The sequence below is a fragment of the Erythrobacter sp. HI0063 genome, from assembly GCF_001635685.1.
Classification (GTDB): domain Bacteria; phylum Pseudomonadota; class Alphaproteobacteria; order Sphingomonadales; family Sphingomonadaceae; genus Qipengyuania.
This window is the reverse complement of sequence record NZ_LWFF01000108.1, coordinates 38291-52514: the sequence shown is the minus strand read 5'-3', so window position 1 is coordinate 52514 and position 14224 is coordinate 38291. Positions and strand designations below refer to the sequence as shown.

General features: G+C 57.6%; 12 protein-coding genes. 5 read left to right on the top strand and 7 right to left on the bottom strand.

Annotated elements, in window-relative coordinates:
- A partial coding sequence (locus A3736_RS04730) for a beta strand repeat-containing protein (RefSeq protein WP_369815424.1) occupies positions 1 to 3587 on the bottom strand: 3587 nt, incomplete at its 3' end.
- A 429-nt stretch (positions 3588 to 4016) separates the two neighbouring features.
- Between A3736_RS04730 and A3736_RS04725 the strand changes: the two genes are divergently transcribed.
- Entirely contained in the window at positions 4017 to 5486 is a 1470-nt protein-coding gene (locus A3736_RS04725; RefSeq protein WP_156501975.1) for a hypothetical protein, read from the top strand.
- A 317-nt stretch (positions 5487 to 5803) separates the two neighbouring features.
- Positions 5804 to 7006 carry an integrase arm-type DNA-binding domain-containing protein gene (locus A3736_RS04720; RefSeq protein ID WP_067679843.1) on the top strand — a complete coding sequence of 401 codons (1203 nt, stop codon included), beginning with the start codon at positions 5804 to 5806 and terminating at the stop codon, positions 7004 to 7006.
- A gap of 82 nt (positions 7007 to 7088) precedes the next feature.
- Here the strand turns inward: A3736_RS04720 and A3736_RS04715 are convergent, their stop codons facing one another.
- From A3736_RS04715 to A3736_RS04700, 4 genes are all read right to left on the bottom strand, one after another.
- Entirely contained in the window at positions 7089 to 7703 is a 615-nt protein-coding gene (locus tag A3736_RS04715) for a hypothetical protein (RefSeq protein WP_067679841.1), read from the bottom strand.
- Positions 7696 to 8109, bottom strand: coding sequence for a hypothetical protein (locus tag A3736_RS04710; protein WP_067679839.1), 414 nt, complete (start codon positions 8107 to 8109; stop codon positions 7696 to 7698). The genes A3736_RS04715 and A3736_RS04710 overlap by 8 nt, the downstream gene beginning before the upstream one ends.
- Before the next feature lie 22 nt (positions 8110 to 8131).
- A complete protein-coding gene (locus A3736_RS04705) occupies positions 8132 to 9190 on the bottom strand; it encodes a hypothetical protein (protein ID WP_067679837.1) in 1059 nt (352 codons plus the stop codon).
- 214 nt (positions 9191 to 9404) lie between these two features.
- Positions 9405 to 9629: a hypothetical protein gene (locus A3736_RS04700; protein ID WP_067679830.1), complete on the bottom strand. Its 225-nt coding sequence runs from the start codon at positions 9627 to 9629 to the stop codon at positions 9405 to 9407.
- 237 nt (positions 9630 to 9866) lie between these two features.
- On the opposite strand from A3736_RS04700, the gene A3736_RS04695 reads away from it, so the two are divergent.
- Positions 9867 to 10682, top strand: coding sequence for an HNH endonuclease (locus A3736_RS04695; protein ID WP_067679853.1), 816 nt, complete (start codon positions 9867 to 9869; stop codon positions 10680 to 10682).
- Positions 10683 to 10712: 30 nt separating this feature from the next.
- On the opposite strand, the gene A3736_RS04690 is transcribed toward A3736_RS04695, so the two are convergent.
- On the bottom strand, positions 10713 to 11096 hold the full coding sequence (locus A3736_RS04690) for a DUF3768 domain-containing protein (RefSeq protein ID WP_067679827.1): 384 nt from the start codon (positions 11094 to 11096) through the stop codon (positions 10713 to 10715).
- Complete coding sequence (locus A3736_RS04685) at positions 11093 to 11281, bottom strand: hypothetical protein (protein ID WP_156501974.1); 189 nt, start codon at positions 11279 to 11281, stop codon at positions 11093 to 11095. Before A3736_RS04685 ends, A3736_RS04690 begins: the two co-directional genes overlap by 4 nt.
- Before the next feature lie 626 nt (positions 11282 to 11907).
- On the opposite strand from A3736_RS04685, the gene A3736_RS04680 reads away from it, so the two are divergent.
- On the top strand, positions 11908 to 13251 hold the full coding sequence (locus A3736_RS04680) for an ATP-binding protein (RefSeq protein ID WP_067679822.1): 1344 nt from the start codon (positions 11908 to 11910) through the stop codon (positions 13249 to 13251).
- The gene (locus A3736_RS04675) at positions 13251 to 14219 is read left to right on the top strand and encodes an O-methyltransferase (RefSeq protein WP_067679820.1); all 969 of its coding nucleotides are present in this window, start codon (positions 13251 to 13253) and stop codon (positions 14217 to 14219) included. The genes A3736_RS04680 and A3736_RS04675 overlap by 1 nt, the downstream gene beginning before the upstream one ends.
- Positions 14220 to 14224 lie beyond the last annotated feature (5 nt).

The window sequence follows — 14224 nt, the reverse complement described above, 5'->3', positions numbered from 1 at the left end:
TCGCCGAGCTGGGTCAACGTATCCGTCGAACGCGTCGTGTAATTATTTACGTTCTGACCAAGCGAGACGTCGCCGCGCAGAACGCCGTTATTGACGAGCGTTCCGTCGAGCGCGGCAAGCGAAGCATTGCCGGTCACAAGGCCGTTATTGGTCAGCGTGGCCGTACCGCCGGTTGCCGCATACGTGGTGGTGGTCGTGTCCGTACGGGTCACATCGTTCAGATCGGTCCGGGTCGTCGTGGACGAAATATCCTCGTAGAGCGAGAAAGCCCCGATCGATCCGAAAATCTGGCCATTATTCACTGCGGTAGCCGCAGTGGTGCTGTATACCCCTGCGAAGGCGCTGGTTCCGTCGAAAGCCGCACCGCCATCGTATCCGATGCGTCCGGAATTGGTCAGGGTGGCAGCACCGCCAGTCCCGCTGCGCTCGAACGTCGTGGTCTGGCCGGTCAGGACGCCATTTGTATATTCGTCTTCACGGGTAGAGACCGTGTCGAAGAAATAGGTGCCGACCTGCATCGAAGCACCGTTCGTTGCGGCCAGCACGCTGCTGTTCGCACCGATCGTCGCACTCGATCGTTCGAGACCTACAACCGCTATATTGCCGAAATTGGCAGGAATGTCGGCATTGGCGGCATTGACAGTCAAGGTTGCCGTTCCGCCGGTCCTCGCGGAAGTTCTTTGCTCGGAGTAGCTGGTGCGCAGACCATCTTCACGCTCTTCCTGAAAAGCGAAAGTGGTTTCGGCACCGGAGGCGATAACCGAGATACCGTTGCGAACCTGACCGGATACCGTCGCAATGGCACTGCCAGCGTCGGTCGACAGCGACAGGCTGTTGCCGCCGGCAGTCGCAAGGTCGCCATAGCCCAGCGGATCAACATCCCCGATGCCGATGGTCCCGGCAACGGTAGCCGAGACGTCACCGCCCGATGCCGTGCGCGTTTCAGCGTACTCTTCCGTGAAGGTCGATCCGGTTGGCGTCGAGGTCGAAATCTGGGTGCGATCGTAAGCGAGCGCGGAGTAGCGGCTGTTTTGCGAAACGACGCCACCAATCGAGCTGTCAGCACCAAGCGTGACAGTGTTGGTTCCACCAGCACCATTCGTGAAGATCGAACCTCCAACGGCGCCAGAAGTAATCGCAACGCTAACGTTGCCAGCACTTACGAAATCCTGCTGAGAGAAAGTCCGAACGAGGTCGCTGCTGACGAATGCGCCGTCTTCATCGAAACCCTGCGCAAGATCGTAGGTTTCCGTAAAATCACGGCCACCGAATGCCTGTGCGGTCGCAGTAAGGTTACCACCGATCAGACCGTCATTGCCAATCTGCGCGCTAGCGGAACCCGTAGCGCTGAGGCTGGCATTGCCAGTGATCTCGCCGCCATTGACGACCAACGAGCTGTCGCTGTCTGTGCGACGCTGAGACTCCTCGCGGGTATACTCCCGATCGAAGCTACGCTGGTCGCCATCGACATCGAAAGTGCTGGTCTGACTATCGGTGAAGCTGGATACGAACTCGTCGCCGTCAGCATTACCAGTGAAGCCGCCAAAGATCGTCCCGCTGACGACAGCCGAGCTGTTGCCATTGGCCGACTGGAACACCGAGCCATCGCTTGCGCCACCGAACGGAGCGAACTGAACGGCACCATTGGTTCCCGCATAGACGCCCGTCACGTCGCCCCCGCTCGAGGTTTGTGCCTGGTCACGCTGAATATTGCGCGTCGTCGTCGTGCCGCCGTCCGCACCCGGGACGAAGACCGTGGTCGTCACGTCCGTCTCGAGGAAAGCGGTATCGGTCGCGCGGCTGTTGGCCGAGGTCTGGCCGATCACCGCGCCTTCATTGACTACATCGGCGCTGCCGGTGCCGCTCCCATTGACATTTCCGGTCACAAGACCGCCCGCTGCATTCGCGAAGCTGGCATCGCCGCCCAAATTGGTGCTGCTGTTCGCTCGGGTGTTTTCGTTCACATCGGTGACGATCCCGGTCGCGGCATCAGTGGTTGTCGTGAAGCTGTTGCTGTCGGCATTCTCCGACGAGAAGGCGCTGGCGTTTGAGTTCACGTTGCCATTGATGCGCCCGGCGTTGATGACGCTCGCGGAGGTGTTGCCGAATGCGCTCACCGAAACGGGCGAGGTCGCGGCAAGGCCGATCAGCCCACTCGCTGCGTTGTTGATCGAGGCATTGCCGCCTGTGCCCGCATTGGTCGAGAAGCTGGATGACTGACTGTTGCCCGTCCCGTCAGACGAGGAGGAAGAGCCGCTGGAGCTGCCGTTACCGCTTGCGTTTGCGAAGACCGAATCACTGATAACCCCGGCATTGGTTACGGCCGCGTCATTGTTAGCAAAGACGTTGACGAAACCATTCACCTCACCGGTTTCGCCGACACTGAGTGAACCATCGGAGCCAGTGCTGGTGTTGGTAGAGACTTGAGCGAAGGTACTGGCGCCGGTGTTGGAATCGGAAGAGCTTTCCTGTTCGAAGGTGCTCGCGTTGCCGCTCGAGTTTGCGACCGCAAATCCTGAAGCGCCAGGCGTGCCGACCGATCCATCGATCGAGACATTGGCTCCGGCGAAACCGGATGCATCCACACCGTCGCCAACCGTGCCCGTTTCGCCGACGGCTATAGTTGCCGTACCGCCGGTGCTTTCGCTGCTGGACGATTGCGAAGACTGATTGAAGCTCGCACCATCGAAGGAGGATGCGAAAGCGTTCGAATTGGTGCTGCCATCGGCCTTGGCAAACAGGGATGCACTGACTTCGCCATCGTTCGATACGCTCGCGTTCCCGTCGGCGTTCGCTTCGACAAAGCCATTTACGAGACCGGTCTCTCCGATGGCAATCGACGCATCCGAACCGGTGCTGGAGTTGTTGGACGATTGTGCAAAATCGCTTGCGCCGGTGCTGCTATCGAACGTGTTGTTCTGCGAGAATGTGCTGTTGGTGCCTCGCGAGGAAGCGACGACGAAGCTCGGACTGGCTTCGGTCCCAACGGCACCGTCCAATTCGATAGTTGCCCCTGCAAAGCCGATGGCCTGTACGCCGCCCGTTACGCTTCCGGTCTCACCGACATCTACGGAGGCGGCGCCGCCAACCGTAGCAGATGCCTGCGAAAAACCAGATGTCGAAACAGACCCAACCGTCGTGGACGTATCCATCCCCTCGAAATCGCTGCTCCGCGATATCGCAGCAACATTGGAATTGAACGCATCGTTGCCAACCGCGCCGTCGATCCTCACGTCGGCGGATTCAAAACCGCGCGCTTCGACGAAGCCGCTGACGGAAGCGCCGTCACCAACAATTATGGAGGCCGTCGATCCGATTGATGTCGCGGTCTGGACCCGGTTGAAACTGGAATCGGCACCGTCCATGCTCGACACGGTTACCGTGGCGCCTTCCTGCGTGTTCGAGGACGCAAAGAGGTAGTCGAACTCGGTTTCGGAGCCGACCGCGCCATTATTGACGATCGAGGCACCTTCCAGCGCAACGACGTCGATTGACCCTGTGTTCGCTCCCTCGCCTATGGCGACGGAGCCGGTTCCGCCTACCCGCATGAAGCCAGAGGTGGTGGTCGTCGTGGTAACGCCGTCCACGGTCTCGGTTTCCAAGGTGGATGGAAGGGCGGTGAAAAATTGCGATTGCGCGTAGGTGTCGCGAAGGTCGGAATCGTCGGTCGCGGTCGCTGCCGTCCCCACATCGCCGTTGAGAACGACGTCGGACGAAGTTCTCGAAGCGAGATAGATCGCCTGCGGGCCCGAACTGTCGATCTGGCCTGAACTGGTCAGAGTGGCGGGACCTTGGACGTTGACGAAAACACCTTCGGCTAGAAGCCCGCTATTCGTGATGTCGGTCGCGCCCCCGACGCTCAAAACTGCGACCTCACCTGTAATCGACCCACTGTTGTCGAAGCTGAAAGTGTTTGCCGCGCTGGCTGATGTTCCGACATAGAACAGGCCGACTGGGGCGCCGCTGGTGCCGACATCGCCGCCATTGCCGATCGCGACCGCGCCCTGCTGCGAAGGTTGGATCTGATCGTTCGGCTGGATGACATTCGCGGCATCGGCGATCTCCAGCGTCACACCGCTTTCTGTTACCGATGCAAGAGCCGCATTCACTTCGGCTGCCGTGCTGTCGGCCGTGCAGGTAACCGTGCTGCCGTCCACCGTGCACGCGGCATGCGCGGGGCCGGTGGCGCCGATTGCGATTGCGGTCGATGCGGCGCCCAGCGCCAAGCGAACTTTATACTTCATTTTGAAGCCCCCTCATTGATGAATCGAAGGACGCCATATTCAATCAACACGCGGGTGCGGATATCCCCACATATGGGGATGACGAAAAAATTGTTTTCCGCCAGAGCTTTGGCAAGAGAGAAGGAAATACCTTGGGGGAAGGGTATGAATCTAAGCTTTGAGAAGGCCTATGATCTGGTGACGGATCACGAACAGTTCCTTGCCCACCTCAGCGAGGTCGCGATCTCTATTGGCGCGAAAGATTACGCTGCCGGATGGGCTTCCGATGCAATGGTGGAAAGTATGTTCGCGATCTCGGCCGAGTGGCCGGCGCACATGATTCAAAGATACCACCTGGAATTCGCATCCCAAGACCCCTGGACCGTTGCAATGATTCAGAAGGGATCGTCTGACGGATCGTTCGTCATCATGGACGATCTGGTGCTCACAAAAGTGTTTGATAGAAGCCTGCTTCGAAACGAGCTTCTCCTTCCGGAAGGCGAAGACCTTCTGCACGGGATTGCCAATTCGGTTCAGCTGTCGAATGGCGGCAGGGGCGGTGTGACATTCTATCGTGGAGCGAAACAGAAGCCTTTTTCTGCGGAAGAACGCGCTCGGCTCAACGCGACGTCGCGGGATATGACGCGGCTTATCAATCTGAAGGCCCAGCTCCATAGTCAGCAGATGATTTCGAAAGACTGGCGCAGTCTGGTCGACACCTTCACTTTTCCGGTGTTCGTCATCGATTTGAACCGCAAGATCGTAGCTTCAAATGAGACTGCAGAACGGATTCTGCAGATGGAGCGTGGCCTGATCTGCCGGAACGGTTCGCTCAGTGCTGCTTTGCCGGAAAGAGCGAATGCCCTCGTCGAAATCTGCTCCGCGGTGGCGCATGGCCAGATCGACGACGTAACGAGCTTTTCGGTCCAGTGCGGCGATATCTTGCGGCATTTCACCGTTCTGGTTCCGCCAAACCCCGGAGGCGGGAAGCGCATCCTACTAATCGGCGATCGCGCAAAGCGATTGAGCGCGAGTACCGTGCAACTGCTTCGCGCAAGGTATCGCTTGTCGCCCGCTGAAGCCGAGATAATCTGCGCGATGGCAGAAGGTCATTCGCCCAAGGAGCTCTGCGAAATAAGATCGGTAGGCCTCGAAACTATACGCACGCAATATAGATCGGCGATCCACAAAATGGATTGCAGGGACCTCACCGATGCCGTTATCCAAGTTCGGCAAGCGCCCGATATCATTTGTGACAAGTGAAAAGAAATTGACCGTTCGATACTGAATTTTTGAAGTCACGGGCATACAGCGCGGAACGAAGAGTAAACCATCCCTCACGGCAAATCGATCGAAATTACCCAGCAATTAGAGTGCCCATCTTTGTCGTCTATGGGGCACCATTTGTTCTCATCAGAACGTTCCAAAACATTGCAGAAATGGCGGAATTCTGCCATTCTTGACCTCTAGCGCAGAAAGCGAGGTCTTGTTTTGTTCCGCTTTGTTCCAACGTCTCTGGGGGCCTCGGCTGGGGGCTCCAGCTCAAAGGCCCCCAAATCGCACGAAAGTGAGGCCCCCAAATGAGCCTCAATGTGCAGGAAATCAAAGGCTTCCGGGCTGCCGACAAGTCGTACAAAAAATACGACTCGCGGGGGCTGCTGCTTCTGGTGAAGCCGAACGGCTCCAAGCTCTGGTATTTCAAGTACCGCTACGGCGGGAAGGAAAAGAAGCTGCCCATCGGCGCGTTCCCAGAGGTCAGCTTGTCGCAAGCGCGCCAGCTTCGCGACCGGGCTCGGCTCAAGGTTACCGACGGCGTCGATCCGATGCTGGAGCGGAAGCGCAAGAAGGCCAGGATCAAGCTAGGCGCAGAGAACACATTCGAGGTCATCGCCAACAAGTACATCGATGAGAAGATGGTGCCCGAGGGCCGGGCGGAAGCCACGCTGCGTAAGGCGCGCTGGTTCCTTGACCTGCTCAAGCCTGCAATTGGCAATATGCCGATCAACGATGTCGATCCGCAGTTGATGCTGGCGGCGCTCAAGAAGCTCGAAGCCAAAGGCAATCTGGAGACCGCGAAGAAATGCCGATCCTTCGCAAGCCGGGTGTTTCGGTATGGAGCCGCGCTTGGCCAGTGCCAAACCGATCCAACATCGATCCTACAGGGCGCACTGGTCACGCCCAGAGCGCGGCACTACGCGGCGATCCTCGAGCCAGAGAAGTTGGGCGGGTTACTGCGCTCTATCGATGACTTCGAATGCTATCCCGCCACCAAATTCGCGTTGAAGATCGCACCACATGTCTTTGTGCGACCCGGCGAGCTTCGCCATGGCGAGTGGAACGAGATCGATTGGGACAAGGCCACTTGGACAATTCCGGAAGGCAAGATGAAGGCGCGTCGGACCCATGTGGTGCCGCTTTCACGCCAGGTGTTGGAACTGTTTCGCGAGCTAAAACCGATTACCGGCGGCAAGGGTTACATCTTCCCGGCGTTCCATACGCGACAGCGCCCAATGAGCGAGAATACGATCAACGCCGCATTTCGGCGTATGGGCTTCACCAAGGACGAAGTGACGGCGCATGGCCTGCGATCAACGGCCTCGACCATGCTCAACGAGAGCGGGCTTTGGCACCCCGACGCGATCGAGCGCGCCTTGGCTCACGGCGATAGCAATGCAATTCGAGGGGTATATAATCGCGGTAACTACTGGGATGAGTGGGTGAAAATGGCTCAATGGTGGAGCGACTACCTGGACAAGCTCAAGACGGACGGAGCGATCTCTTGACGTGGGCGATTGGAAGCACGCTTATCGAGCAAACACTGGCGGGGCCAAGCCGTCGCACGATCACCGGCTCAATGTCAGGCGCCTATTTCTTCGGGTTCCAATAGAGCGACACGATCACATGGCGCACATGGTATTCCCTGCCGGTGCGAGCGTGAGTATGTCGAGTTCTCATCTCCAAATCGCCGGTGGCGCGTTCTTCGATGGTGACGTCTTCGCGGGAGGCTCGAAGGTGCTCTTCCCACTTGTCCATCACCCGATCTGACCGCTCACCGAAGTGGTAGATAATTAACCCACCTCGATCTTGATCCTTGTTCGCCGTGGCGTATCGGCTGTCCAGTTGATTGAACCCCTGTAGCAGCCAATCATAGCTGCTGTGGGTCTTAGCCTCTCCGAGCCAGAGAAAATCAAACCTACCATCTATAACGATGTCGCAGTGACCACCGGTCGTAGTGTCATGCGAAGCTTGGAAGCCAAGATGCTTGAGCGAAGTAATGATGTCGATTGAGAGGCCGTCCTCGCTTCGCCCCTGCCTTTCCTTGGGGGTGCGGGAGAACTCTTGGAGGATGTGGTCGATTGCCGGATCAACTTGCTCAAGCAAGTCTTGGGCGCTTCCAGCGAATGCCACCGCAAGCGCGATTTCCGATGCGACATTGCCGTTCGCTTTAAGCTGCAACTCCCGCAGCGTGTAGCTAGTCATCCGTTCGAGCTTTCAGAAAGCGTTCGGATGATTCGAAATAGGGGATCAGCTTGCTCTCAAAATCCTCGATCAGTTCCCCGGTGTGCGGGTGTTCCAATGAACCGGTGCGCCGCGCGCTAGCAAGCTCGACAGCGTCGACATGAAACTCCTCGTCATCATCCTCGGAGTAGAAAGCCTTGGCATCCAGTACGTGAACCGTTGACCCGGCCAAAATAGCCAGCGCGGCAAGAAACTCTTGGTTCACCTCGTCGCATCCCACAGCATGCAACAATGTAGGCACGGTCAGCATCCGCAACTCTTGGTCCTCGAGCTGTCCCATGAAGTCGATAATGCCCAGCGCAAAGGTTGCCGCAGGAATGTCTGGCCATCCCTCCGCCACTTCGTGCTTTAGATCATCTATAGACATCAATTTCCCATGACACTTGCTGCTAGGCGAAGTGAATTATGCGCTCTCGGACGTAGTCGTAGTCGAACAATCCGACAGACTTTCGGATCAACGCGTCGAAAAGTTGGGGGTTCGGGTTCTCAGCAACGCGGCGCGTGGTGTGCAGATTGACCTCTGGATGGGCCTCTACGCCCCCGCCAAGGTCGATTGTGTAGGCTAGACTGAGTTTGTACGGCTTCACTGGGGTTTTGAGCTTCTCTTTGCCGCCCTTGTGATAGAGTTCGTCGCGAAGGCAGTCGCCAGACAGCCTCATGCGCTCCTGCTTGATCGAGCGCGTCGTGGTGCCAAATGCAAGTTCCACGACACGCCCTTCGGAGGCGTCATCATACATGGCCTTCATCGCCGGGAACAGATTGAGTGGCTTCTTGAACGGATCAGTGCCAACCAATTTCCGAAATACATCCATCGCAATCATCTGCGACCCACGCGCAATGTCGGCCTGGGTGTTGCGTGGGCAGTCAACTCGAAGGTCAAAGTAGTCGCCGCTCCCCGGAATCCAAATTACATCGAAAGCCTGATGTCGAATCAGCTTCAGCCCAACCACTTCGTCATAGATTGACAGGGCGTTTGCCGTGCCATCGGCAAAGCTGGAGGGATCTAGCACCACCCTCTCCCGCCTTGCCCTGACCGAGCCGAAGACCGCGCCGATGCCTCCGCCGAACTCTTCGATGGCAAGCAACACCGGCTGGCCCAAGGGGAGCTTTTCTAGCTCCGTCTCATTGAGTAGGAAAGGGTACGCTTCCTGCAATGGGCCAGTCGAGACAGTCGCCGATTTTAGCTTGGCACGCATCGCCTTCATCACTGAGTCGCTGGCCTCGTAGAGCGTCACGAGCTTTTCGCCAGCCAACTGGTGCTCGTTCAGAGCCTCTAGGAGTCCATCGAGCTTGCCGTCTGGCGTCTCTTTCTTGTCGTTGAGCTTGTCGGCAGTTCCCTGCCAGCCACGACCTCTTGGAACGCTATTCAACTCGAATATTGGCTTCGACACATCATAGGGCACGCGTGCGGCCAGACTTGATGCGAGTTTGGATCGACTTTTCTTCACGATGCCTCCTGCGATACGGCAACCTATTGGCGAAATTCACAAGTGTCACCGGTGAAGTTCTCGAAGGAAGCGAATTGGGGCAATCCAAAGCTACCATCCTTTGGTGTGAGAAAAGATCACAGCATAGCGCATGCTCGCAATGACTTTTTGGGCTTCAAATTTTCGGAGGTTGACACACGCCCCCTTGGTAGCCGGCTTTCCCGAAAGCCGGGCGCTAAGCGCCCGGTTCCTTCTTCTCGTCGTCCAGCGAAGGGCGAAGAACGATCCGACCGTTGATCGGCACCACTTCCAGTTGCAGCGAAAGCCCCTTGCGGTCGCGGTGGAACCACGCGGCTCCGATGCGGGTCCAGAACCCCTTGTCGCCCTTGTTGGCGACATGCCAGGCGAGGAAGTCCGGCGGATTGGTCTCCTGCGCGGGTGCGGTATTGCTGCGTGCCATGATGATTTCCTTTCGTGTCTGGTGGCTCGTTGCACCAACGGAAGGGCCGCACGGCCAAGGGCAGAATTCATGTCCCACACGGGTGAGCGGAGCGAACTGGCGCGGGCCGGGCATTGAAGGCTGACCGCGTGCGGTCAGTTGGGTGCTCAAGAACGAAACCGCCTGATCGAAAGGCATGCAAACGCATGGCAAATCGTCACACTTGCGCGCTGGATCACTCTCGCCCAAACCTTCGCCATGGCAATCGAGGGCAGTTCACGGAAACGCTGGAGCGAAGAGGAGACGGTGCTCGCGCTGTATCTCTACTTCCAGCTGCCGTTCGGAAAGCTGCACTCGGGCAATCCGGAAATCCAGGAGCTTGCCGCTGCGCTCGGGCGAACGAACAGCTCGGTTGCGATGAAGCTGTGCAATTTCGCCAGCCTTGATCCCAAAATCACCGATAGCGGACGGAAAGGTCTGGAGGGTGCGTCCAAGCTTGATCGTGCAACCTATGCGGAATTCGGCCAGGACTGGACCGGTCTCGTCTTGCGGGCCGAAGACCTATGGGCTGCACAGATCGGGCAATTTGACTCGTCACCCGCGCCATCGCGCCTCAACGAGAAGCGCAGCGAATTCCGGTTCGAGCCTTATCAAGGCGAGTCCACGACACAGGCGCTCGTCAATCAGCGCGTCGGCCAGGACTTCTTCCGCCGTGCGGTGCTCGCCAATTACGAAGAGACCTGCTGCATCACCGGCATCGCCGATCCGCGCCTGCTAACGGCAAGCCACATCAAGCCATGGGGCAAGGACAGCGACAACCGGCACAACCCCGCAAATGGCCTGCTGCTTTCTGCGACACTCGACCGCGCCTTCGATCGCGGGCTCATCACGGTCGATCGCCAACGGCGCATTCGCGTCTCGCGGCAACTGCGCGAAAGTCAGAGCCGCGAGACGCGCGACTATTTCCAGCAATTCGAGAACGCAACGTTGCGGTCAGCAATCCGGTTCGATCCCGAACCGGCGTTCCTCGATTGGCACAACGAACATTGCTTCGTCGATCAACGCGCCGCCTGACGTGTCAGGCGGCGCGCGGACTGCCTCCCCTCAATATTCGCTGGCGAGCATGAGGGTTAGCACCCTCCGGGTAACCGCAGGATTGGCCGGGTCCTCGCTGCCAAACTGCAAATCGCGGTCGTATGCATCAATCTTCCAGAACACGGTTTCGGCAGGCCTCGCCGGTCGCGTCGTTGTCCAGCGACCTTCGCTGTCTCGATAAATCGCCCCGAAATCGCGTTCGCCATAAGGATCGTTGTCCGGCGTGAAGGCGTCAAAGGTCTCGACCAGCTCGCGCACTCGCGACTGATCCGCCTCGGGCAATGCCCGGAAACCTTCGGTTGCAAGGGCAACGCAAGCCAAGCCCATCGCCTGCCGCGCCAGGTCATTGAGCCGGGCAATCCGCTCGCTTTGGGAAAGGATGCCAGCGGTCATTGCACCGCCCTCCCGCCGCATTCGCAGATGTGAACAAGCTCGCCAAAATCCTCGCGCTCACCCAGTTCCTCGGCCAGTCGCCGCACGGTCCCGAACGGCAAGCCGTTCTCGATCGCCAGCATCCGCAACCAGTCCTCGCGGCACTCGGCACCGCAAGCCCGGTAGTTCAAGATCAGATCACCCATCTTCTGCCCTCCTTCGGCTGAAAGCCGCATCCGACACGCGGCATGCGGCCTGCCTTCCGGCGAGGATGGGAGGGGGAGGGAAAACCGGAATCGATGCCCTGGCGCGGGCCAGCGGGCGAAGCCCGCCACACGGGGGCGTCTATTTCCGGTTTCGGGAACGAGAGGGCAAAGCCCTTGGTGTTCCCGCCAAGGATCGTCCGGCGATCCGGAAAGATCGGCACCCTTGCAACGGCGCGAAGCCGACGGAGGTCCTGCGCGCGCGATCAGTGCGCCAGCGGGCGTCCGGCAATGAGAGAGGCAAGAGTGCCTGCGGGTTAGTTCAGGAATGCCGCGCCCTCAGTAGCGCAGAATGCGCGGGACAGAGCGTGTCCATCAGGAATTCCCGCTCCGCTTAAGACTGCTCCTGATCGTCACCCGGATGGGACGGGACTACAGGCCCGGTCCGCGCCAGCGGATAGAGCGGGTTGCCCGGTAGGGTAGCTCTTTGTTCTCCTTCTCAAAGGATGGCAGTCATTGCCGCATTGAGACCCAACACGAATACTCTCTGGATTCCGAATTGTTTAGGCGTATTGGTAGCTTAAGCGAATGGCCGTAGGCCAAATAAGGCGATCCGCGAGGGGGGACAAATGGCCGGCGCAGAACCACATATCAATGCCATGCCTACCAAGGCGTTCTTTGTCGATATGTTGGTGAAGGACATACCTCTCGAGCGAGCGATACTCGACCTTGTCGACAACTGCATCGACGGAGCGAAGCGCCTTCGCCCGGCCGATGAACCGGACTTCACGGGACTACAGGTAGCCCTCAGTCTCAGCGATGAGGAGTTTGTAATCGAAGATAACTGCGGCGGTTTCGACGTAGCGACTGCCCAAAATTATGCCTTCAGATTCGGCAGGCCATCCGAAGCGAAATCGACTGACTACTCAATCGGTCAGTTTGGCGTTGGAATGAAGCGGGCTCTGTTTAAATTCGGTCGGTACTTCGAAGTCCATTCCACGACACAGAATCAGAAGTGGTCGATGACGGTTAATGTCGATGATTGGGAGGAGGCCCCGGAATGGGTTTTCGACTTCGACGAAATTATCGAAGATCAGGAATTCCCATTGGAGGACTGCGGGACAAGGATCATCGTCCGAGAACTAAGGCCAGAGGTATCGTCGCGGTTTGGCGGAGAGTATTTTAGGCGCCAACTTTCTGAGATGATACGCTCTCATCAAAGGCAGTTTTTAGCCTCCGGTCTCGCCATAGAGTTCGATGAGACCCACCTCACAAATACCGAATTGAAGATTAGGACGGGCGGTAAGTTCAATCCGGCGATAGAGGAGTTTTCCTACGACGAAGAGACCGAGGCCCCGATACTCGTCCGAATTGTTGCCGGACTATCTGAATCGATCCCCTCAGAGGCAGGCTGGTACATCGTCTGCAACGGTCGCGTGATCCTATCGGCTGATCGTTCGGACCAGACTGGCTGGGGTTCGGTGGCGGATCAAAAAGTCGGCATTCCAAAATATCACAATCAGTACGCTCGCTTTCGCGGCGTGGTCTTCTTCAACTGTAGATCGTCCAGCAAGCTTCCTTGGAACACAACGAAGACGGGTCTCGATACATCTTCGGCTGTCTGGCAGGCTACATTCCCAAAAATGTTGGATCACACTCGGACAGTCATCAAGTTCCTCAATTCTCTCGACGAGGAAATTGAGGAGTACGGACGATCTGCAGCGCCATTACTTTCAGCATTGAGCCGTGAAACGCAGGCACAGGAAGTTGAGAAATTCAAAGGGTCGCGGTCATTCTCGTGGAACACTTCGCCTCGTGCTCCAGGCCCGAAAATGACCAAAATCCAGTATTCGCGCGAGGCGAGTAAGATTCGCTCCCTTATGACGGCCTTGGGCGTCGGAAGTGCAAAGGCGGTGGGCGAAACGACCTTCGACATCATCTACAAAGAGCAAGCCGAAGGCGAAGAAGAGTAATGACGGCTAGCTATCAACTCATTGATTATTCTGTGCGGCCGGCGAAATTCGCCGAGCGCAAGATGCTCAGCGAAATGCTTGGGCGACTGAAGGTATTTGGTTCGCTCGAGACATACCGATATATTGGCTTCGGTTCGATCTGGTTCTCAGATTGCGTGCTTTTCCATCGCGCGCTCGGTATTGAGCATATGGTGTCGATTGAGCGCGAACTCGAGCATGAGGCTCGCTTCGAATTCAATAACCCATACCGTGGAATCGAACTTAGGATGGGCGAGTCCACAGATGTGTTGCCTGGGCTCGATTGGAACCAAAGATCCATCGTCTGGCTCGACTATGACGACCCTCTTTCTCCCGCGATCCTCGACGATGTTAGAACTGTCGCAACAAGGGCAAGTCCGGGAACGGCGTTTATTGTTTCTGTGCAATCCCATAAACTTTTCGACAATCAAGACCCTGACGAGCAACCTATTCACATTGACGACCGCGCCAAGTTTCAGCAGTTTTTCGGCGATGCACGCACACCTCCAGAAATGGAGCCGGTCGATCTCCGAGGTTGGACGTTATCAAGCACTTCTCGTCGCATTATCCGCCTGGAAATCGAAGAGGGATTACGGCAAGTGAACGCCGCGCGTGGGCAGGGGCAAAGGCTGCAATTCCGCCATATTGCGGCCTTCGAATATGCTGACGGCGCAAAAATGACTACCATTGCCGGTGTCTTCACGGATGAAGGGCAGAATGGGTTGTTCGAAGGTGCAGGCTTCAGGGAGCTAGCATTCTTCCGAGAGGGTGATGAGGCTCTTCGCATCAACGTCCCGATGCTTACACCCCGCGAAATGAGGCATTTGGACCGAAGTCTCCCTTGTCCGAATGATGCCGAAATTGATCGAGGCCCCATTCCCCAAAGGGAGACAAATCACTACGCGCAGCTCTATCGCTATCTCCCGAATTTTGCGTCGTATGAGCTCTAGCGCAG